The organism is Enterobacter sp. 940_PEND, from assembly GCF_001059415.1.
Taxonomy (GTDB): Bacteria; Pseudomonadota; Gammaproteobacteria; order Enterobacterales; family Enterobacteriaceae; genus Enterobacter; species Enterobacter cloacae_M.
In genome coordinates, this window is record NZ_JUMS01000060.1 from 1 (window position 1) to 20,564 (window position 20,564).

Below are 20,564 nucleotides of genomic sequence, written 5' to 3' on the forward strand. Positions count from 1 at the left end.
CCTCAAAAACACCATCATACACTAAATCAGTAAGTTGGCAGCATCACCCGTTGGTCAGATGAATGCCATTCCCTTGACAGTTGAAAATTTATGAGAGAGTTAAAAAAACGCTCCCGGACGGGAGCGTAAGCCAGTGACTTCGGCGTCAAATGAGGGTCTAACAAGTGGAGCTGCGGGTTAATTCTGGGTGATCTGGCTGCGATGCTTTTCAGCCTGCTGCTGATGAATAACGGAAGATTGACCATTATTCGCCTTCTCATGCACAACAGCGGCTTTCTCATGCTCGTTCATTTCGGAAAATGATTTTGCTGTTTCGTTAGAAGCTGCTGGCTTGGATTTCATCATTTTTTTATGCATTTCAGCCATGTCCTGATGGGCAGCAGAATTGCCGTTTTGCATCATTTCATGGGACATTGCGGCCTGATCGTGACCGCTCATATCCATCATTTTCATGCTCTCCCCCTGAACTGCACTTTTTTCAGCGGATGATTGCATCTGATGGGCAGGCGCCTGGGCATTATTTACCTGGTCATGCATGTTCATTGTCTCTGCAGCCCAGGCAGATGAAGCGACAGCCATCATGGCAATAAAGGATACAAGGATCTTTTTCATGGTTGGGTCTCCGGTGTTTTCATACCCGAACAATCAATGCTTATAACAGAGAAAGCATTTGATCTCAGGGCTGGTTGATCATCATGCTAGGAACCGGGCGATTGAATTATCACGCTGTCCTGATTTATGGCTGATTATAAAAAACCGCCTCTGTTTATCGCGTGACTGAACGATGACATTTTTGTCACCTTCCGGGTTTCTCCTGAATAACGGTATTAATCCATTAACAGACGCACACTGAACACAATTTCCCGCCCCTGCTGTTCTGCTGACAGCTCGCCGCCGTGAGCATGAATGATCGACCTTGTAATTGATAATCCCAGCCCCGCGCCTTCCGTGTTGTAGAACCTTGATGAGTCTGCGCGATAGAACCGGTCAAACAAACGTTCCAGATTAGCGGGAACCTGGCCGGATATCGTATTCGTAATCATCACGTTCACACAGTCACTGTCACGCTCAAGGTGTATCGCTGTACAGGTGTTATCGGGAGAATACTTGATTGCATTGGAAAGCAGGTTACTGAAAGCACGTCGGAGCATATCGCTGTCTCCGGCAACAACGCCCTCTCCTTCAACCGTGATTGTCTTTCCTGTTTCGTCTGCCAGGGGCTCGAACAACTCACGTAATTCATTCAGTTCGGCTGCCAGATCCACATCATGTTTATCCAGCCGCAGCAGACCATGCTCTGAACGTGCCAGAAAAAGCATGTCACTGGTCATTCGTGACAACCTTTTCAGTTCTTCCAGGTTAGCGAATAAAATTTCGCGGTAATGCGAAACATCCCTTTCCTTAGCCAGTGCAAACTGCGTCTGCATCATCAGATTACTGACTGGTGTGCGCAGCTCATGCGCGATGTCAGACGAGAAATCTGACAGTTTCCGGAATGCCCCCTCCAGGCGATCAAACATATTATTGAACTCCTGCATGGTCTCAGAGATTTCCGGCGGAGCCAGATCGGGATTTAGACGCTGATCCAGGCTGTGTACGGTCATGGAGGAAGCCAGACTGGTCATTTCCCGTAGCGGTTTCAGACCAATACGTGTGGTCAGCCAGCCCAGAAAAACAGAAATAAAGACCAGACCGATATTGAACCAGAACAGCCAGGTACTGAGTTTGTCCATAAACAGGGTGTGATACCCAGTATCCGTGGCAACCGTAATGATGACATGTTTGCTTTTACCCTGTTCCGGCGTCACGGCAACCCGCCGCGAGATACTGCGGTACACGGTGTTATTTTCTTCCGTCTGGATCATATAGTCGAGAATATCACCCGACTTATTAAGCAGGACCGCTGGAACAACAGAATTTTTGGCATAGAGTTCAACAATTTTTTCATTTTCCATGTTTTTTATAGAAATGAATAAGCCATTGTGCCCCACCATCGCATCGTTTATTTTTTCTGATAATGACTTAATATCCGTTTTGTTCCTGAACGTCTCTGTTTTAAGAAACTCTTCGGTGAGCTGAAGTTTACCTGTCAGAAAATCGCGGTCCTGATTATCGAAATAGCCATTAAGGGTGCTAATCAGGATAAAACTTGATAACCACCATACCGTAAGCATCACCGCAGAAAAAATCAGGCTCAGGCGTGTGGTCAGGGAAATTTTGAACCTCACTCTTCTCTGATCTCCAGGACATATCCGGCACCGCGAACGGTATGGATCAGTTTTGGCTCAAAGTCATCATCAATTTTACTTCTCAGACGTCTCACGGCGACATCAATCACATTCGTATCACTGTCAAAATTCATGTTCCAGACCAGGGACGAGATAAGACTCCTGGGTAACACTTCTCCGGTGCGTTGCAGCAGCAACTCAAGCAGAACGTATTCTTTACCGGTGAGATGGATCTTCTTCCCCGAACGGATCACGGTCCGGCGCACCATATCAACGGTCATATCGGCGATGGTGCAGACTGTTGCGGCCTGCGAGCGTGCCCGGCGCAGTAGGGTTCTTACACGTGCAACCAGCTCCGTAAAATCAAAGGGCTTAATCAGGTAGTCATCTGCGCCAAGCTCCAGTCCTTTCACTTTGTCCCGCACGTTGTCCTTTGCGGTTAAAAACAGGACCGGTTCTTCGTGCCCGGACTCCCTCAGTGCGCTGATGATTTGCCACCCGTCGAGGAAAGGCAGCATCACGTCCAGTATTATCAAATCATACTGTCCCTTCGACGCGGCCCCGAGACCATCGCGGCCATTATTAAAGAGATCGGCCTGATAGCCTTCCTCAACCAGTCCCTGCTGCAGGTAACGACCTGTTTTTTGTTCGTCTTCAACGATTAAAATACGCTGCATGGTCAACTCGCTGATATGAAAGTAAAAATCTCACGCATGAGCTTTGGCTGTCCCCTAGCTGACCTGAGACGGAGCAAGCATTCCGAGCCACGCTACGGCGCCCAGAATGATAATCGCAACAACGAATTCTGTCAGGATGCTGTTTCGCATCAGGGCAACGCTGCGATCATAATTCCCTTCCCTGACCATAACTTCAAGCCGGGGACCCAGGTGAAACCGGTTTGCTGCAGCCAGAAGAAGCATCAGAACAAACAGAGCCGTCTTGGCAAGCAATATCCTCCCCCAGGAACTGTTGAATAAGGGAGTTAAGTTACCCTCAGCAATATACAGATAGTTGACCAGCGCACTCAGGATCAGGGCTACAACAATCACCGTTCCTGCCGTGGCAAATTTTGCCAGGGAGTCAGATATCACAATGACGCTCTGTGCATTATGCTCGTTTCTGCGCATCAGCAGGATAGCAAATGCAACCAGAGCACCTGTCCAGGCACCTGCAGCGCCGAGATGGGTCAGATCGCTCAGTAAATGGAGATAGTAATGCAGACCGTCATGCATAACGGCGTGTCCTCCCCAGGCAAGTGTAGCCAGCGCCACGCCCCCACTCATCGTCATCAGCAGGCAGGACAATACTCTCTTATTAGTGTAAAGGAACAAAGCACCGAGTGTGGTAAACAGGGCACAGAGCCTGACAATCCAGCTAATACCCACATCAGTTTCTTCTATCACCATCTCGATAACATGGATGGATAATTCTCTGAGGTCAGTTACTCCACTCATGGCATTAGATACCAGGAGCATATTAATGCCAGTAAGAATGATGCCTGTAACAACAGCAAAGGTTATAAACGACCTGAAATTAGTCAGGTTATAGGTTTCATGTCTGACACCGCTTATTCCATATATCTGAAAAAATGGCAATCCAAATATTACCATCAAATCCAGATAAAGAAGAAAACGAATAACAATCATAATCAGGTCGTTCATAATATTACTTCACTGTAAAGGTGTAATTACCGGTAATAGGGTGCGTATCTGAAGAAACCGCGCGCCAGTCAACACGATAAGTGCCAGCGGGTAAAGGCTCTCGCGGAATAATGACCATCGATTTAGGGTCAGCGCCTGGCGCCACTTTTGCCGCGACCGGCATCGGAGAATGTGATGACATGCCTTTCATACCCGTCATCGTTAATTTTGCACCTGAGAATTTCACGGTCAGATTTTCCGAGAAATTAAGCTGAATCTTTTCCGGGGCCGCTACGGCTGAATCAGCCTGTGGCACAGAGCTTTTTAATTCCGGATGGGCCATAGCAGAGAAAGCAACGCCCATAACGAGGCCACCTGTAAGAATGGCTTTATTTAAAATCGACATTTTATTTACCTGTTTAGTTGAGTGTTTTATATCAGTGCGTTAAAACCAGATTCTGGCTCCCGCCAGGAATACTACCTGATGGTCTTTCTCACCTTCTCTTTTCGCCATATCGGATGTTTTCCCGTAAAGTTGATTCCAGGAAACGCCTATATAGGGTGCAAACTCACGGCGTATTTCATAGCGCAGCCGGAGCCCCAGCTCTGTGTCAGTCAGTCCCCTGCCGCGACCCCGCGATTCATCATCCTGACTGTAGAAATTCACCTCATAGGATGGCTGGAGTATGAGCCGGTTAGTCAGTAAAACGTCGTATTCTCCTCCCAGACGAAGGGCTGCTTTTCCGCCATTACTGACAAAACCCGAAATTTCAGACTCAAAATTATAGAGTGCCAGCCCCTGAAAACCGACAGCAGCCCAGGTCCGGGCAGAAGCAGGTCTGAAATCCTGCCTGACACCCGCAACCAAATCCCACCATGGGCCAACCGCATGTCCCCAGAGTAACTGCGCTTCAGCCGCCTCCGTTTCCCCATTGCTTCGTTCACCTTCACTCTTTAGCCAAATCCGATCTGTGTCGCCTCCAATCCAGCTGTTAACACTCCAGCTGAAATTGTTGGTGTTATCCGACCGTTGCCATTCCAGTTGATCCAGCAGAACCAGATAATTAATCGCACTGTCGTGAATCGCATGCCCCTGTAAATTGCCGAATGCAGCCTTCCGGTCGGCATCGGTAACAGGCGGAATTGGCGTTCTGCTCTCAGTTACAATGGGCTCCATTGACGTCATCTCAGTGAAATTCTCATCTGCTGGCATCTGCATGGCAGACATGTCGTGCCCGGCGTGGGGATCTGCAGAGACGGAGCCCGCCGCAATAGAAAGCTGTGAGGTAAACAAACCGGCGACCAGAACAGGTATGGCCTTCAAATTTCTCTTCATTCGCATCATTCCTCCACCCGGACTTCACGAAACATTCCCATTTCCATGTGATAGAGCAAATGGCAGTGATACGCCCAGCGGCCAAGCGCATCTGCTGTCACTCTGTAACTGCGTTTTGTACCAGGGGGAACATCTATTGTGTGTTTACGAACCATGAAATTACCGTTTTCATCTTCCAGATCGCTCCACATACCATGCAGGTGAATGGGGTGAGTCATCATGGTATCGTTGATCAGCGTGATCCTGAGCCGCTCACCGTATTTCAGCAGCACCGGTGCGGCATCTGAAAACTTGATTCCGTTAAATGACCAGGCAAACTTTTCCATGTGGCCGGTTAAATGCAGTTCTATGGTACGGCCAGGTTCACGTCCGTCAGGATCCTCAAAGCGGCTTTTCAAATCCGCGTACGTGAGAACCTTTCTTCCGTTATTTCGAAGACCAATACCCGGATCATTTAATTTCGGAGAGACGCTCATCGCCTGCATATCAACCAGTGGGTTATCCGTTTCTGACGCAGGATGACTTTGCATACCCGGCATTCCGGCCATCCGGGAATGATCCATACCGGCCATGCTGCTGTGATCCATGGGCGCGGAGGATGTCCCGCTATCCGGAAGGTCAGCACCGTCCATAGACATCATCTCTCCGCTGTTATCCATGCCTCCCATCTGGCTGTGGTCCATTCCTGCCATATCATGTCCCATTCCCCCCATACCCATGTCTTCCATGGTCAACAGAGGACGGGGATCGAGGGGGGGAACGGCAGCACTTAACCCCTCTCTCGTGGCCAGTGTCCCTCGAGCGTAACCGGTCCTGTCCATGGATTGTGCGAAGATGGTATAGGCCTCACCCTGAGGCTCCACAATGACATCATAGGTTTCGGCAACGGCAATCCTGAATTCGTCAACGGTAACCGGGTTTACATACTGGCCATCTGCAGCCACGACCGTCATTTTCAGCCCGGGGATACGGATATCGAAATAGGTCATTGCCGAGCCGTTGATAAACCGTAAGCGTATCTTTTCACCGGGACGGAACAGTCCGGTCCAGTTTTTCAGCGGGGCCTGCCCGTTCATGAGATAGGTGTAGGTGTAGCCACTGACATCCGCGAGGTCAGTCGGATTCATTTTCATTTCAGCCCACATTTTCCGATCGGCAATGGTGGCTGACAGCCCCCTGGTATTCACGTCGCGGAAAAAAGAGCCAACGGTTGGTTTATTGAAATTGTAGTAATCCGACTGTTTTTTTAATTTTTTCAGCAGGCTGTGAGGATTTTCATCGGTCCAGTCAGACAACATGACCACATGCTCACGATCGTAAGCAAACGGTTCTGGCTCCCTGGCATCGATGATAATGGCACCGTATACCCCCTCCTGTTCCTGCAGACCGGAATGGCTGTGGTACCAGTAAGTCCCGTTCTGCTTAACCTTAAAGGTGTAAACGTAGGTATCATCAGGCTCTATGCCCATAAAACTCAGCCCCGGAACACCATCCATATTGGCCGGAAGAATAATGCCGTGCCAGTGAATGGACGTCTGTTCATTAAGACGGTTTTTGACCTTCAGGGTAATGGTGTCACCTTCTTTCCAGCGAAGAACGGGCCCCGGCAGGCCTCCATTGATTGTTTTGGCCTGACGCTCACTGCCCGTGATATTGACGGCCGTTTCACCAATGGTCAGGTCAAACTGAGTACCCTGCAGGGATGCGGCAACTGGCAGGCTCAGACTGGAACGCGCATTGAAACTCCATACGCCAAGACTTCCGGCTACGCCAGAGAGGGTTAACCCCTTCAGGAAAGTTCGTCGAGACGTTTTCAACAGCATGCGCATTCCCTTATTTAAAGTATGGTTACTGACAGAATTCGAGAACCGATTTAAATTAAATTACTGGTTCATCCACTACAATGAAATGAATCTAGCACACCTTAAGAAACAAATTCATTACAATCGTGTAATGTACATAGCTGTATTACATTTACGTCATCTTCCCCACAGGTTGATTATTTTTATATATGATCATAAGGACATCTTTTATGTACCTCAGAAGGTAATTACACATGAATATATTAATCACGACCACTGCGTTTACAGCTTTATTTTGTGGGGCAGCTTTTGCTCAGTCCAGTGATATTGCCCATGAAGCACATCGATTTGTTAATAATGCCTCAGCCGTCAGTCATGTGAATTCCTCGACGCATGAAAACTTACCGGACAGGGTTAATAAAAACAACACGCCCTCATTCTCTGAAATGAATGAACATGAAAGGGCCATTGTTGCTCATTCATTTATGAACAACAGCGCGTCCTATGCGCATCAGAAAATGATTGAGGAACATAAAAAAATGCTGTCCGGCAGTGATGCAAATTCAAAGACCTCGTCTTCTTCTTTTAACGAACTGAATGCCGGAGAAAAAGCCGCTCTCGTGCATGAGCAGGTCAATAATGCCGGTGCGGAAGCACATCAGACGCAGGCAAGAAAGCTTCGCGGGCTGTATTCGACCAGGTAACTGCAGGCGGGTTAGTGCTTAGCGTCAGGTGCGCAGCAGGGCTTTACTGACGGGTTACGTAGCAGGACATGAGCCCCATATTGCTCTGCCGTAACCTGTTTCAGTCCCGTTAATCATCACCGTCGGGCTGGTCATACAGTTCCCAGAGCTTCAGGAGCAAACGGGAAACAAGATATGTTACAAAAATGACGACCATCAACGGTGCTCCCGATTAACTGACAGATGACACGCCTCCTGAAAACCCCTAGCATACGCCGCAGTGTTCATGCTAACGGCGAATTCCAGTAAATGTATTCTACCGATGTCGTAAAAGAAAATGCCTACCTTTCAGCCACCCGCTCGGGGCTGGAATCGAACGAGATCGCTACTCTTCAGCGCTCCTTGCCTTCCCGGTTTAATCTGCGGCATTTGAAAAAAAATGAATCATTAAAACTCGTACTGCAAAAGAAAGCGGGAAAATCACGTGTCGTGGCCTATAAATTTACGTCCGGTTCATTTAATTACACGGCGTATCGTATATCAGATAAAAAGTTCTATAACCTTTCCGATACTTCCGGGAAAGGCAGTCTCGATTATCCGTTACCGGCCACAGCAAGACTCAGTTCGCCTTTCAATCCTGCAAGACTTAACCCGGTATCGGGAAAAGTGAGTCCCCATAATGGCATTGATTATTCCATGCCCATGAACACGAAAATAGTCAGCGTCATCGACGGAAAAATCACCCGGGCCGAATACAACAGTACCATGGGATATTTTGTTGAAGTAACGGGAAAAGCCGGTGTTAAAACTCGCTATCTCCACCTCAATAAAATACTCGTTACTAAAGGGGCCAGGGTTACCCGGGGAGACGCTATTGCGTTATCCGGTAACAGCGGACGTTCATCCGGTCCTCATCTGCATTACGAGCTGGTCATCAATAACAATCCTGTTAACTCACTGGCGTTCCGGGCAGCGGCACCCGCTGATAACAAACTTGAACAGCATGCCTTTGCGCATGCCAGAGACTACGAACGATACCTGGACTGATAACGGGGCCGCGACGCGGCCCCGTCTGCCGGATTAATTTTTTTTATCGTTTTCACTTCCTTGATGTTGATGATCTCCATGCCCTCCGTGGCCGTGGAAAAGATGCATTAGCGGGCAGACCAGCAATAACAGATATGGCCAGTAACCTGCCACATGTGACCAGTGTTCGCGCAGGAGGGCAAATGCCGCGATCGCGGCGACAGCAATAAGCGCATAGGTGGTACTTTTCATACTGGACTCCTTCTGTTCGTAACAGCCCCTTCACTCAGTGTTATTTCCCGAGCCTGACACTTTTCAGACGCAACGCATTCACAATGACGCTGACGGAGGAAAGAGCCATGGCCGCCGCCGCAATAACTGGCGACAGCAGTATTCCATACACAGGATAAAGCAGACCTGCAGCCACAGGCACGCCAAGTGCGTTGTAGATAAATGCAAAAAACAGATTCTGTCGGATATTTTTCATGGTGATTTCTGACAGATGACGGGCCCTGTTCAGTATCATCAAGTCGCCTTTGAGAAGGGTGACTCCGGCACTTTCAATTGCCACATCTGTACCCGTTCCCATGGCTATACCCACGTCAGCCGCTGCCAGCGCCGGGGCATCATTCACACCGTCTCCGGCCATCGCAACCACATGGCCAGACGCTTTCAGTCGGGTTATCACTGCTTTTTTGCCATCCGGCAGAATCCCGGCTTCAACCTCATCTATTCCCAGTTTCCGTGCGACTGCTTCAGCGGTAAGCTGGTTATCCCCGGTGAGCATAACGATGCGGATCCCCGCCTGACGCAAAGCTTTAAGCGCATCCGGCGTGGTTGCTTTCACGGGATCCGAGATAGCTATCAGGCCTGCAAGGTGCCCGTCTGTGGCCACATAGATAACGGTAGCGCCTTCCATCCGCAACGTATCCGCAACGGCCTTTTGATTATCAATAACGATACTGTTTTCCTGCATAGCCAGTTCATTACCAATAACAACCCGTTGACCTTCGACATCGCCTGAGACACCTTTACCCGACGGCGCATTGAAATGAGTGACTGCGGGTATTGCGATCCCCTTTTCCTGTGCTGCTTTAACTACTGCCATACCCAGCGGATGCTGCGAGCCTTTTTCCACTGCGGCCGTTACACGCAAAAGAGATGTTTCCCCACCCGGATTGAGACTGATAATCCCTGTCACCGTCGGCGAACCTTCCGTGAGCGTGCCTGTTTTGTCGACAACCAGCGTGTCCACTTTTTCAAGACGCTCAAGGGCTTCGGCATTCTTGATTAACACCCCGGCCTGGGCTCCTTTGCCCACCCCCACCATTATCGACATCGGCGTGGCCAGCCCCAGCGCGCAGGGACAGGCAATAATCAGGACCGACACAGCCGCAATGAGACCGTGCGCCATCCTGGGCTCGGGCCCCCAGACAGACCAGATCATGAAAGCAACAACCGCGATAAGTATCACCAGAGGAACAAACCAGCCTGAAACGCTGTCAGCCATTCTCTGGATGGGGGCCCGCGAACGCTGTGCATCAGCGACCATCTGAACAATTCGTGAGAGCATCGTTTCATCACCGACTTTCTCTGCACGGATGATAAGACTACCTGTCTGATTAATGGTCCCCCCGATGACAGGGTCACCCTCCGTTTTGGTAACAGGCATAGATTCCCCGGTCACCATCGATTCATCAACGGTTGTTTTGCCTTCGACCACGATACCGTCGACCGGAATACTCTCTCCAGGTCTGATGCGGAGCTTATCGCCAGGCAGGACATCTTCCGCATTAATATCCGTTTCATGACCGTCTTGATCCAGCCGCCTGGCGGTTTTGGGGGCAAGGTTAAGAAGCGCAGTAATGGCACCTGAGGTTTGTTCCCTTGCCCGCAATTCAAGGACCTGTCCCAGCAGAACAAGCACCGTAATAACAGCTGCGGCTTCAAAATAAATGGCCACCAGGCCATCCATGTTTCTGAACGATGCAGGAAACCAGGAGGGGAAGACGGTTGCAATGACGCTGTAAACCCAGGCTACGCCGGTCCCCATTGCAACAAGGGTAAACATATTCAGGGAGCGGTTACGTAACGACATTCCGGCCCGGGCGAAGAATGGCCAGCCACACCACAAAACGACAGGAGAGGCCAGAAGTAACTGCAGCCATGTGTTGTACTGTGGCGGTACTGTATTCCTCAAAGCGGGAAACAGATGAGAACCCATTTCGAGTATCAGAACCGGAAACGCCAGCAACAACCCCAGCCAGAAGCGTCTTGTCATGTCGCGAAGTTCATCACTCGTCCCCGTGGATGCCGTAGCTACGAGCGGCTCCAGTGCCATTCCACAGACAGGACAGCTTCCGGGACCACTACGGCGTATCTCCGGATGCATCGGACATGTCCACACACCTTCAGAAATCTCTTTCTCCGCCTGGCGGTGAGACTGTTTTATCTTATCAGGGCTGACTTCATGGTGGTCGTGGTGATGGTGATGTTCACTGGCATCTTCGGTAAAATAATGATCGGGATGGGCTTTAAATTTGCTCTCACAGCTGGCGGAGCAGAAATAAAGCTGATGGTCCTGGTATCGAATGCTGCTGTGCGCCTTGTCAGGCAGGATGACCATCCCGCACACGGGATCTCTCACCTTATGCAATGCGTGACTCTCGTCCGGGGATGATGTCTGCTCAGAAGCAGTCTGGTTGTTATGTTCCACTGCATTGTCATTTTTCACAGTAACTCTCCTTATGCATATCTGAAGCATTTTCTGTCTTCAGGATATGTCATGGATGCGATTACCACGAATGCCGCCGGCATAAGAGTGCCTGCTGCCGGCGTCCCGTTATCAGCCGTTCCGCTGACTATTCGATTCGCTGGAAGACTTTTTTACTGCCCTCCGGTGAGAATGCGATAACATCGTAAGCCTCTTTTCGGGCCCCCATCTCCATTCCCGGACTTCCTGCTGGCATACCGGGGGTGGCGAGACCGTATATACCCGAACCAGACTGCATGGCCTTATGTATCGTTGCCGCAGGCACATGGCCTTCAATGATCAAATTACCTACAACCGCGGTATGACAACTTCGTAGTCCAGCAGGAACAGCATGCTTTTCTTTCAGGGCTGACAGCGCCTGATCATTCATGACGTGAGTTCGCACTTCGAACCCGTCTTTTTCCATCGCTTTGCCCCACAGGGAACAACAGCCACAGTTTTCAGATTTGTACATATCAATGACTTTTTCACTCGCCATTGCAGGCAGTGACAGGCCGAGAGCCAGGGCCATTAGAACCACTTTTTTCATACTCACCTCTGTATATTATCGATATAAACCCTGACGTCAGGGTGAATCAGTGCAGAAGGACGCCCACTGGGGGCGCCCTTTCAGGGTTATGACACGCTTTTTTTATGTCTGCGCAGCCAGATTAATTTGTAGGCGGCAGGAATAATGAACAGGGACAGCAGCGGAGCCGTGATCATCCCACCAATCATTGGCGCAGCAATACGGCTCATGACTTCTGAACCTGCGCCGGTTCCCCAGAGTATTGGCAGCAGACCCGCAATGATCACCGCCACGGTCATGGCTTTCGGCCGGACACGCAGTACGGCACCATGATAGAGGGCTTCATCAAGACCTTCCGGTGTGAACGTCTCTTTACGGGACAATTCCGGGTGCGCTTCAATGGCATGACGCAGATACATCAGCATGACCACGCCAAACTCTGCTGCCACCCCGGCCAGGGCGATAAACCCGGTTCCGGTCGCCACTGACATATGGAAGCCCTGCCAGTACAGGAACCATATTCCGCCAACCAGGGCGAACGGCAGGCTCATCAGGATCAGCAGGGCTTCGTCAACCCGGCGGAATGCCAGATACAACAGGATGAAAATGATCATCACCGTCATCGGCACCATCAGCTTCAGTTTCTTGTTGGCATGCTCAAGCAGTTCAAACTGTCCGGAGAATGCCACACTGGTTCCCGGTCTCAGTTTCACTTTCTCGCTGATGGCCGTCTTAATGTCGTTAACCACCGACACCATGTCCCTGCCGCGGGCATCAACATAAATCCAGCTGGCTGGCCGGGCATTTTCGGTTTTCAGCATGGTTGGTCCAGAAACGACGTTAATATCCGCGACATCGCCCAGCGTGATCTGCTGCTTCATCGGGGTCAGGATCGGCATCTGTTTCAGCGCCTGCGGACTGTTCCGGTAATCCTGCGGGTAGCGAATGTTAATAGGGTACCGGGCCACCCCTTCAACCGTCTCACCCACCATAGCACCTCCGATTGCTGAAGAGACGAACAGCTGGACATCACCTACCGTCATCCCGTAGCGGGAGGCTTTCTCCCGGTTGATATCGATATCGATGTAGCGCCCGCCCTCAAGTCGCTCAGCCAGGACAGACACCACGCCAGGCACGGTTTTGGCTACCGCCTCGATACTCTGCGCCGTCGCGTCGATATCGGACAGAACAGTCCCGGACACTTTGATACCTATCGGGCTTTTGATCCCGGTTGAGAGCATATCAATACGGTTACGGATAGGCGGCACCCAGAGGTTTGCCAGACCCGGTAAACGGACTGTCCTGTCGAGTTCATCAATAATCTTGTCAATTGTCATGCCGGGACGCCACTGATCCTCAGGTTTGAGCTGGATCGTGGTTTCCACCATTTCGAGCGGCGCGGAATCCGTTGCGGTCTCTGCTTTACCGGTCTTGCCAAATACAGAAGCCACTTCAGGAACGCTTTTGATTAACTTGTCTGTTGTCTGCAGGAGCGCTGCAGCTTCTGCCGGAGAGACGCCAGGCAAGGTCGACGGCATATACAGCAGATCGCCCTCGTTAATCTTCGGCAGAAATTCACCGCCCACCTGACTCAGTGGCCAGATAACCGTGAAAATGGACAAGGCCGCAACCAGCAGGGTTGTTTTTGGCCAGTGGAGGACCCGCAGCAGCAAAGGATGATACGCTTTGATCAGCACCCGGTTCAGGGGGTTACTTGTCTCGGCAGGAATTTTCCCCCGGATCCAGAATCCCATCAGAATAGGAATGACGATGATGGCCAGTGCGGCCGCTCCCGCCATGGAGTACGTTTTCGTGAATGCCAGCGGGCCAAACAGACGACCTTCCTGCCCTTCCAGGGTAAAGATAGGAATAAAGGACAGGGTGATGATCAGCAGGCTAATGAACAACGCGGGTCCCACTTCCACGGAGGCGTCGGTAATCACCTTCCAGCGGGTGGCGTTGTCAATCTGCTCACCCGGATGCTGATGATCCCACTCCTCAAGCCGTTTGTGCGCATTTTCAATCATCACAATGGCGGCATCCACCATCGCACCGACGGCAATCGCTATCCCTCCCAGCGACATGATATTGGCGTTCAGTCCCTGGAAGTGCATGACGATAAAGGCGATACACAGGCCAAGCGGCAGAGAGATAATCGCCACCAGGGCAGAACGTACGTGCCACAGGAACAGAGCACAGACGATGGCCACCACGATAAACTCTTCCAGAAGTTTGGAACTGAGGTTATCAATCGCCCGGTCGATTAACTGGCTGCGATCGTAGGTGGTCACGATTTCAACGCCTTCCGGCAGGCTGGCCTTCAGCGTCTCCAGTTTATCCCTCACTGCCGTGATAACGTCGCGCGCATTTTTACCCGACCGCAGGATCACCACGCCGCCAGCGACTTCTCCCTGGCCGTTCAGCTCGGCAATACCACGCCTCATTTCGGGCCCGGTCTGCACGCGGGCAACATCCCGCAGATAAACCGGCACGCCGTTCTCACCTGTTTTCAGGACGATGTTATTAAAATCATCAATGCTCTGAAGATAACCGCTGGCACGGACCATATACTCCGCTTCGGCCATTTCAACGGATGAGCCACCGGCCTCCTGGTTAGACGATTCAAGTGCCTGTTTCACTTCGGGCAGGCTGATACCGTACTGGGACAGTTTTACCGGATTGACCTGAATCTGGTACTGTTTCACCACGCCGCCAACCGAAGCGACCTCAGCCACGTTCGGGATGGTTTTCAGCTCAAATTTCAGGAACCAGTCCTGCAGAGAGCGCAGTTCTGAAAGGTCGTGTTTTCCGTTGCGATCGACAAGGGCATATTCAAATATCCAGCCCACTCCCGTGGCGTCCGGGCCGATTTCAGAGCTCACACCCGCAGGCAGTTTGCCCTGAACCTGATTCAGGTATTCCAGCACGCGCGAACGGGCCCAGTACAGATCGGTGCCGTCTTCAAAAATGACATACACATACGAATCACCGAACTGTGAAAAGCCACGCACGGTTTTTGCGCCAGGTACGGACAGCATGGTGGTGGTAAGCGGATAGGTGACCTGGTTTTCTACAATCTGCGGGGCCTGTCCGGGATAGCTGGTTTTAATAATGACCTGCACATCTGACAGGTCAGGCAGCGCATCGACCGGCGTGTTAATTATCGTCCATGTGCCCCAGATGCTGAGAAACAGTGCGCCCATCATGACCAGGAAACGGTTGGCGACAGAGCGCCGGATAATCCATTCAATCATCGTCGTCTCCTCAGTGCCCTGAATGCATATTTACAGGCTGCTCAGACATTGCTGGCATACTGTTTTCTGTTTTTTCAGGGTGGCGCATACGTTCCAGCGCGCCCGTAATATTGGCTTCGGAGTCAATGAGGAACAGGCCACTGACCACCACGGTATCGCCTTCATTCAGGCCGGAGCCAATGCCGGACTGTTGCTGTGATTCATGCAGAACGTGGATCTGTTTCGGCACAAACTTGCCTTCATCATCAACAGTAATCACGCGCTGTTCTTTGCCGGTATCGATAACGGCCTGGCTTGGTATCAGCAGCATCTCCTGGCTCTTGGTATTCAGTTTCAGATAGGCATTCATGCCCGGCTTGAGAAACTCATCCTTATTAGAAACCTGGAGACGGACCTGAAGCGTACGGGTTGTCTGATCCACGCTGGGAAGAATGTTCCATTTTTCGACATGGAATGTTTTATCCGGATAAGCCGGTACCGAAATTTCAAACTGCGACGTATCTTTCAGCAGATATGCGATAGATTCTGGCACTGCAGCGCTGATCCAGACCGGGTCCATCCCCTGAATCTGAGCCACTACTTTATCTTTCGAAATATTCATTCCGGTGCGCAGGTCAAACGCAGTAATGACACCATCAATAGGTGCTTTAATGGTAAAACGGGTCTGGATTGTGCGGGTTGAACGCAGCCTTTGAATATCCTCTTCCGGCATACCAGCTAGACGAAGTCGCTCCAGAACCCCTTTTATCTGGGTTGACGTACCGCCTGTACCGGATAACAGCAGGAACTCACTTTGTGCCTCAACCCATTCAGGAATGGTGATATCGATAAGCGGAGTGCCTTTCTTCACATGATCGCCAATCGTCAGGGGATACACTTTTTCGACGAAACCGTCAGAGCGCGCCTGCACAATGACAAACTGATACTCGTTGTAACTGACATTAGCCGGGATTGTCTGAGAATAATTCAGCATTCCTCGCGTGACTTTTTGCGTTTTTAATCCCAGATTCTGAACCTGCGTTGGATCGATACGGATCCCGCCACTGCTTTTATCGCCGCTTTCATCAGCATATTTTGGCACCAGGTCCATATCCATAAAGGGAGATTTTCCGGGTTTATCAAATTTGGTATCCGGTTTCATCGGGTCATACCAGAAAAGTACCTTTCGCTCCGGTGCCTTTTGTTCGGTTTGTACTGTTTTTTGTGATGAGTTTACATACTGCCAGGCAGTAACCGATATCAGCCCTCCTGCTATGAGGCTGCTGATAATTATTGCAGCATATTTTATCTTTAAAGAAGCCATACAATTTCTCGCTGAAAAATCAAAACACCTGGCATATGCGCCCGATCATTCATTCACAGTAATCCCTTAATGAATGTTCAGGCGCACTGGATGTATTCGCTCCGGACTGATAATCAGGATTGCGTAACGTTAATGCTTTTGAGTAAGGAGATATTGCCCTGCTGAATAAACGAGAAATCGACATGGTTGCCGGTTTTCAGGGCATTGATAGCGTCGTCTGCATTAACAAAAGTGAAGCGCATGGTCATTGCAGGCCAGCCCACAGCAGGGATTGCTTCGTGCGAAATGGTAATCTTTTTACTATTCATATCAATGTCTTTAACGACACCGGTGCCCTTGATAACCTGCTGTACCGAAGCATCACTGGCAGCATTCATATCGCCATGCTGATGTGTTTCAGCATGAAGACCGGCAGAAAACATGACAGAGAAGGCACCAAATAAAACGGCTTTAAGTGAATTACGCATTTTTAATTTCCTGATTAATTAAATAAATTTACTCTACCCAACCGCCACCCAGCGCGGTAAACAGATTAATTTCGTTAACCTGTCGGGAATAGGTAAGATCGAGAATGGTTTGCTGCGTAGCGAAGAGGGAACGTTCTGCATCCAGCACTTCGATGTAACTGACAGCACCACTTGCATATAATCCTCTGGCACGCTGGAGAGTTATCTGAAGTGAATCAAGATAACGCTGCTGTGACTCAAGTTGCTGGCTAAGGCTGTCGCGCAGCGCAAGCGTGTCGGAAACATCCTTAAAGGCTGACTGAATTTTTTGTTCGTAATTAACCACCGATTGTTGCTGGCGAATTTCAGCCAGCTTCAGATTGGCTTTATTCCTGCCAGCATTAAAAATAGGAATTTCAATTTTAGGGATAAAATTCCACATTCCACTTCCTGACGTAAACAGGCTTGACAGCTCCGTACTGCTTGCGGAAAGACCACTGGTCAGGGTAATGGAGGGGAAAAAGGCCGCTCGCGCTGCGCCAATATTGGCATCAGCCGCTTTCAGCTGATATTCCGCTTCCATAATATCCGGTCGCTGCAGCAAAATTTGTGAAGATAGATTTGGTGGCAATTTTACTGGTGCGATCTCCCCGCCTTTCATCCCTTTTTCTGACGGAAGTGCGCGGTACGTTCCCAGCACCAGTTGCAGGGCATTGTTTGCCTGAGCCAGATCGCCTTCTCGTTTGGCTATTTCGGCGCGGGTACTTTCGATTTGTCCTCTCGCCTGTTCAAGTGCCAGAACGTTCGTACTCCCGGTCACGAGCTGTTGCTCAACGAAAGCATAGGACTGTTCATAATTTTTCAGCGTTTCCCGCGCAATACGGAGTTGTTCGTACGCCAGTTGCTGGCTGAAATAGCTCTGTGAAACGTTGGAGACCAGCAGGATGTGTACGGCCCGACGGGCTTCTTCGCTGGCAAAGTAGTTCTGGCGGTCAGCATCACTCATGTTCTTAAGTTTGCCGAAAAAATCGAGCTCATAGCTGAGCTCCAGTCTCGCGTCGTACTCCTGTGTGGTCGGCTTGTCACCTTTCAGACCACCGCTGTATGTTATCCCGGATGAGGCATTCAGCTGGGGGTAACGATCTGCATCCGTGACGTTGAACTGGGCTCGGGCCTCTTCAACCTTCAGGGCAGCCATTCTCAAATCACGGTTATTAGTCAGAGCTTCACCGATCAACCGGGTAACCTGGGGATCGACAAAAAAGTTACGCCAGCCCGTATCCTGATAGCCATTTACCGCTGGCGTCAGGCTGTTATGGGACAGTGAAAACTGCTGGGGTACCGGTGCTGCGGGCCGCTGATATTCAGGCGCAAGCGACACGCAGCCTGCCAGGATGAATATCGTGCTAATGCTGAGTAATTTTAATTTGAACATAACGCTTCTCGTCCAGGCAGACCTGGTAAATGGTTCAAATGAAGTCCAGAGTATTGATAGGGGTACTTTACCTAACGCTCTCTGTTTGCCGAGTGACAGGATAATGACAATGTTGTCATTTTTGCTGTAATCCGTTGATAACGATCGTGGGCGCAATAGAATGACATTAGCAGCCAGCCGGGGAGCAAGATGAAAATATTGATCGTCGAAGACGAAATTAAAACAGGTGAATATCTCAGCAAAGGGCTTACAGAGGCAGGGTTCGTAGTGGATCACGCTGATAATGGTCTTACCGGATATCATCTCGCCATGACAGCCGAGTATGATTTAGTCATTCTGGATATCATGCTACCTGATGTGAACGGCTGGGATATCATCCGCATGCTGCGCACTGCCGGAAAGGGTATGCCGGTCTTACTGCTGACAGCCCTCGGCACGATCGAACATAGGGTCAAAGGACTGGAACTGGGTGCGGACGATTATCTGGTTAAACCCTTTGCGTTTGCCGAACTGCTCGCCCGGGTGAGAACCCTTCTGAGGCGGGGAAACACGATGATCACGGAAAGCCAGTTTAAGGTGGCTGACCTCTCGATTGATCTCGTATCCAGAAAAGTCAGTCGCGCCGGAAACCGCATTGTGCTCACCAGTAAAGAGTTCAGCCTGCTGGAATTCTTCATTCGCCATCAGGGAGAGGTTCTTCCCCGCTCCCTGATTGCCTCTCAGGTCTGGGACATGAATTTTGACAGCGACACTAATGCGATCGATGTCGCAGTAAAGCGACTCCGCGCTAAAATAGACAACGATTACGAGACAAAGCTGATCCAGACAGTCCGGGGCGTGGGCTACATGCTGGAGGTCCCGGATGCATAGCAAACCTTCCAGACGCCCTTTCTCACTCGCTCTGCGGCTGACCTTTTTTATCAGCCTGTCCACGATACTGGCTTTTATCGCCTTCACCTGGTTTATGCTGCATTCTGTTGAAAATCATTTTGCCGAGCAGGATGTCAGCGATCTTCAACAAATCAGCACCACACTGAACCGTATACTGCAGTCCCCGGTGGATCCGGATGATAAAAAAATAAGCAAAATAAAGGAATCAATTGCCAGCTACCGCAACGTTGCCCTTTTGCTCCTCAATCCCAGGGGTGAAGTGCTCTTTAGCTCAGCTCAGGGGGCGGCACTACGCCCGGCAGTGAATTCAGCAGATTTTAGCGAGCACAGCCGCGCACGGGATGTCTTTCTCTGGACGGTGGAGGATCCTGCGGGACCGATGGATACCGGGTCCGAAATGAAGATGGAAACATACAGGATTATCGCCTCCTCTGGTCAGGCGATATTTCAGGGCAAACAGCAGAACTATGTCATGCTGACTGGCCTATCCATTAATTTCCATCTCCATTACCTCGATGCGCTGAAAAAGAACCTGATTGCGATTGCCGTCGTGATAAGCCTGTTGATTGTTCTGATCATTCGAATCGCTGTCCGTCAGGGGCACCTGCCCCTTCGTAATGTCAGCAATGCCATTAAAAACATCACCTCCGAGAATCTTGATGCGCGACTGGAACCGACACGCGTTCCCATTGAGCTGGAGCAACTGGTTATCTCGTTCAATCATATGATTGGAAAGATTGAGGATGTCTTTACCCGCCAGGCCAATTTCTCTGCCGATATCGCGCATGAGATCAGAACGCCCATCACCAATCTGGTGACGCAGACTGAAATCGCACTGAGTCAGGATCGAACACAGAGGGAACTTGAGGATGTCCTCTATTCCAGTCTTGAAGAGTATAACCGGATGACCAAAATGGTCAGCGATATGCTGTTCCTGGCACAGGCAGATAATAATCAGCTGATACCTGACAGGGTCATGTTTGACCTCAGAGCGGAAGTCATGAAAGTCTTCGAGTTTTTCGAAGCCTGGGCCGAAGAACGCAATATCACGCTCAAATTTAACGGGATGCCCTGTCTGGTCGAGGGAGATCCACAAATGTTTAGAAGAGCGATCAATAATCTGTTATCCAATGCCCTGCGTTATACCCCTGAGGGACAGGCAATCACCGTCTCAATAAGAAAACAGGGGAGCTTTTTTGACCTTGTGATTGAAAATCCGGGGAAACCAATCCCTGAAGA

At 50.3% G+C, this 20,564-nt stretch carries 18 protein-coding genes; 4 read left to right on the forward strand and 14 right to left on the reverse strand.

Annotated features, from left to right (window positions below):
• Positions 1-177: 177 nt before the first annotated feature.
• The 7 genes from pcoE to pcoA form a co-directional block, all read right to left on the reverse strand.
• Positions 178-612, reverse strand: a complete 435-nt coding sequence (pcoE, locus tag ADJ24_RS09680) for a copper resistance system metallochaperone PcoE (protein ID WP_004388336.1) — start codon at positions 610-612, stop codon at positions 178-180.
• Between the two features lie 215 nt (positions 613-827).
• Complete coding sequence (gene pcoS / locus ADJ24_RS09685; RefSeq protein ID WP_006785898.1) at positions 828-2,228, reverse strand: copper resistance membrane spanning protein PcoS; 1,401 nt, start codon at positions 2,226-2,228, stop codon at positions 828-830.
• The gene (gene pcoR, locus ADJ24_RS09690) at positions 2,225-2,905 is read right to left on the reverse strand and encodes a copper response regulator transcription factor PcoR (RefSeq protein WP_001188930.1); all 681 of its coding nucleotides are present in this window, start codon (positions 2,903-2,905) and stop codon (positions 2,225-2,227) included. Before pcoR ends, pcoS begins: the two co-directional genes overlap by 4 nt.
• Positions 2,906-2,959: 54 nt before the next feature.
• Entirely contained in the window at positions 2,960-3,838 is an 879-nt protein-coding gene (pcoD, locus tag ADJ24_RS09695; RefSeq protein WP_229692861.1) for a copper resistance inner membrane protein PcoD, read from the reverse strand.
• A gap of 55 nt (positions 3,839-3,893) precedes the next feature.
• Positions 3,894-4,274 (reverse strand): copper resistance system metallochaperone PcoC, encoded by a 381-nt coding sequence (gene pcoC, locus ADJ24_RS09700; RefSeq protein WP_000025662.1) that lies wholly within the window; start codon positions 4,272-4,274, stop codon positions 3,894-3,896.
• A 39-nt stretch (positions 4,275-4,313) separates the two neighbouring features.
• Positions 4,314-5,204 carry a copper resistance outer membrane transporter PcoB gene (gene pcoB, locus ADJ24_RS09705; RefSeq protein ID WP_006785895.1) on the reverse strand — a complete coding sequence of 297 codons (891 nt, stop codon included), beginning with the start codon at positions 5,202-5,204 and terminating at the stop codon, positions 4,314-4,316.
• 5 nt (positions 5,205-5,209) lie between these two features.
• Positions 5,210-7,027, reverse strand: coding sequence for a multicopper oxidase PcoA (pcoA, locus tag ADJ24_RS09710; RefSeq protein ID WP_000925242.1), 1,818 nt, complete (start codon positions 7,025-7,027; stop codon positions 5,210-5,212).
• A 233-nt stretch (positions 7,028-7,260) separates the two neighbouring features.
• On the opposite strand from pcoA, the gene ADJ24_RS09720 reads away from it, so the two are divergent.
• A complete protein-coding gene (locus tag ADJ24_RS09720; RefSeq protein ID WP_001023257.1) occupies positions 7,261-7,710 on the forward strand; it encodes a copper resistance protein in 450 nt (149 codons plus the stop codon).
• Between the two features lie 288 nt (positions 7,711-7,998).
• Positions 7,999-8,736: a peptidoglycan DD-metalloendopeptidase family protein gene (locus tag ADJ24_RS09725; RefSeq protein ID WP_004118669.1), complete on the forward strand. Its 738-nt coding sequence runs from the start codon at positions 7,999-8,001 to the stop codon at positions 8,734-8,736.
• 33 nt (positions 8,737-8,769) lie between these two features.
• Here ADJ24_RS09725 and ADJ24_RS09730 read toward each other — a convergent pair whose 3' ends face one another.
• The 7 genes from ADJ24_RS09730 to silC form a co-directional block, all read right to left on the reverse strand.
• A complete protein-coding gene (locus ADJ24_RS09730; protein WP_000843497.1) occupies positions 8,770-8,967 on the reverse strand; it encodes a DUF2933 domain-containing protein in 198 nt (65 codons plus the stop codon).
• 40 nt (positions 8,968-9,007) lie between these two features.
• The gene (gene silP / locus ADJ24_RS09735; RefSeq protein WP_129244003.1) at positions 9,008-11,479 is read right to left on the reverse strand and encodes an Ag(+)-translocating P-type ATPase SilP; all 2,472 of its coding nucleotides are present in this window, start codon (positions 11,477-11,479) and stop codon (positions 9,008-9,010) included.
• Between the two features lie 97 nt (positions 11,480-11,576).
• On the reverse strand, positions 11,577-12,017 hold the full coding sequence (locus ADJ24_RS09740) for a DUF411 domain-containing protein (RefSeq protein WP_002436620.1): 441 nt from the start codon (positions 12,015-12,017) through the stop codon (positions 11,577-11,579).
• Positions 12,018-12,103: 86 nt separating this feature from the next.
• Positions 12,104-15,250, reverse strand: a complete 3,147-nt coding sequence (gene silA, locus ADJ24_RS09745) for a Cu(+)/Ag(+) efflux RND transporter permease subunit SilA (RefSeq protein WP_000574021.1) — start codon at positions 15,248-15,250, stop codon at positions 12,104-12,106.
• A gap of 10 nt (positions 15,251-15,260) precedes the next feature.
• Positions 15,261-16,553, reverse strand: coding sequence for a Cu(+)/Ag(+) efflux RND transporter periplasmic adaptor subunit SilB (gene silB / locus ADJ24_RS09750; protein WP_001485328.1), 1,293 nt, complete (start codon positions 16,551-16,553; stop codon positions 15,261-15,263).
• A 113-nt stretch (positions 16,554-16,666) separates the two neighbouring features.
• The gene (gene cusF, locus ADJ24_RS09755; RefSeq protein ID WP_001246153.1) at positions 16,667-17,020 is read right to left on the reverse strand and encodes a cation efflux system protein CusF; all 354 of its coding nucleotides are present in this window, start codon (positions 17,018-17,020) and stop codon (positions 16,667-16,669) included.
• Between the two features lie 28 nt (positions 17,021-17,048).
• A complete protein-coding gene (silC, locus tag ADJ24_RS09760) occupies positions 17,049-18,434 on the reverse strand; it encodes a Cu(+)/Ag(+) efflux RND transporter outer membrane channel SilC (protein ID WP_000475503.1) in 1,386 nt (461 codons plus the stop codon).
• Between the two features lie 189 nt (positions 18,435-18,623).
• On the opposite strand from silC, the gene silR reads away from it, so the two are divergent.
• Together silR and silS are read left to right on the forward strand one after the other, a co-directional pair.
• Positions 18,624-19,304, forward strand: a complete 681-nt coding sequence (gene silR / locus ADJ24_RS09765) for a copper/silver response regulator transcription factor SilR (protein WP_000697968.1) — start codon at positions 18,624-18,626, stop codon at positions 19,302-19,304.
• A partial coding sequence (silS, locus tag ADJ24_RS09770) for a copper/silver sensor histidine kinase SilS (protein ID WP_048702314.1) occupies positions 19,297-20,564 on the forward strand: 1,268 nt, incomplete at its 3' end. The genes silR and silS, both read left to right, overlap by 8 nt.

What these genes read in the sequence shown, in the direction of transcription:
- pcoE (WP_004388336.1), bottom strand. Translation starts at nt 612, where the DNA reads ATGAAAAAGATCCTTGTATCCTTTATTGCCATGATGGCTGTCGCTTCA.
- pcoR (WP_001188930.1), bottom strand. Translation starts at nt 2,905, where the DNA reads ATGCAGCGTATTTTAATCGTTGAAGACGAACAAAAAACAGGTCGTTAC.
- pcoD (WP_229692861.1), bottom strand. Translation starts at nt 3,838, where the DNA reads ATGGTAATATTTGGATTGCCATTTTTTCAGATATATGGAATAAGCGGT.
- pcoC (WP_000025662.1), bottom strand. Translation starts at nt 4,274, where the DNA reads ATGTCGATTTTAAATAAAGCCATTCTTACAGGTGGCCTCGTTATGGGC.
- pcoB (WP_006785895.1), bottom strand. Translation starts at nt 5,204, where the DNA reads ATGAAGAGAAATTTGAAGGCCATACCTGTTCTGGTCGCCGGTTTGTTT.
- pcoA (WP_000925242.1), bottom strand. Translation starts at nt 7,027, where the DNA reads ATGCTGTTGAAAACGTCTCGACGAACTTTCCTGAAGGGGTTAACCCTC.
- ADJ24_RS09720 (WP_001023257.1), top strand. Translation starts at nt 7,261, where the DNA reads ATGAATATATTAATCACGACCACTGCGTTTACAGCTTTATTTTGTGGG.
- ADJ24_RS09725 (WP_004118669.1), top strand. Translation starts at nt 7,999, where the DNA reads ATGTATTCTACCGATGTCGTAAAAGAAAATGCCTACCTTTCAGCCACC.
- ADJ24_RS09730 (WP_000843497.1), bottom strand. Translation starts at nt 8,967, where the DNA reads ATGAAAAGTACCACCTATGCGCTTATTGCTGTCGCCGCGATCGCGGCA.
- silP (WP_129244003.1), bottom strand. Translation starts at nt 11,479, where the DNA reads ATGCTTCAGATATGCATAAGGAGAGTTACTGTGAAAAATGACAATGCA.
- ADJ24_RS09740 (WP_002436620.1), bottom strand. Translation starts at nt 12,017, where the DNA reads ATGAAAAAAGTGGTTCTAATGGCCCTGGCTCTCGGCCTGTCACTGCCT.
- silA (WP_000574021.1), bottom strand. Translation starts at nt 15,250, where the DNA reads ATGATTGAATGGATTATCCGGCGCTCTGTCGCCAACCGTTTCCTGGTC.
- silB (WP_001485328.1), bottom strand. Translation starts at nt 16,553, where the DNA reads ATGGCTTCTTTAAAGATAAAATATGCTGCAATAATTATCAGCAGCCTC.
- cusF (WP_001246153.1), bottom strand. Translation starts at nt 17,020, where the DNA reads ATGCGTAATTCACTTAAAGCCGTTTTATTTGGTGCCTTCTCTGTCATG.
- silC (WP_000475503.1), bottom strand. Translation starts at nt 18,434, where the DNA reads ATGTTCAAATTAAAATTACTCAGCATTAGCACGATATTCATCCTGGCA.
- silR (WP_000697968.1), top strand. Translation starts at nt 18,624, where the DNA reads ATGAAAATATTGATCGTCGAAGACGAAATTAAAACAGGTGAATATCTC.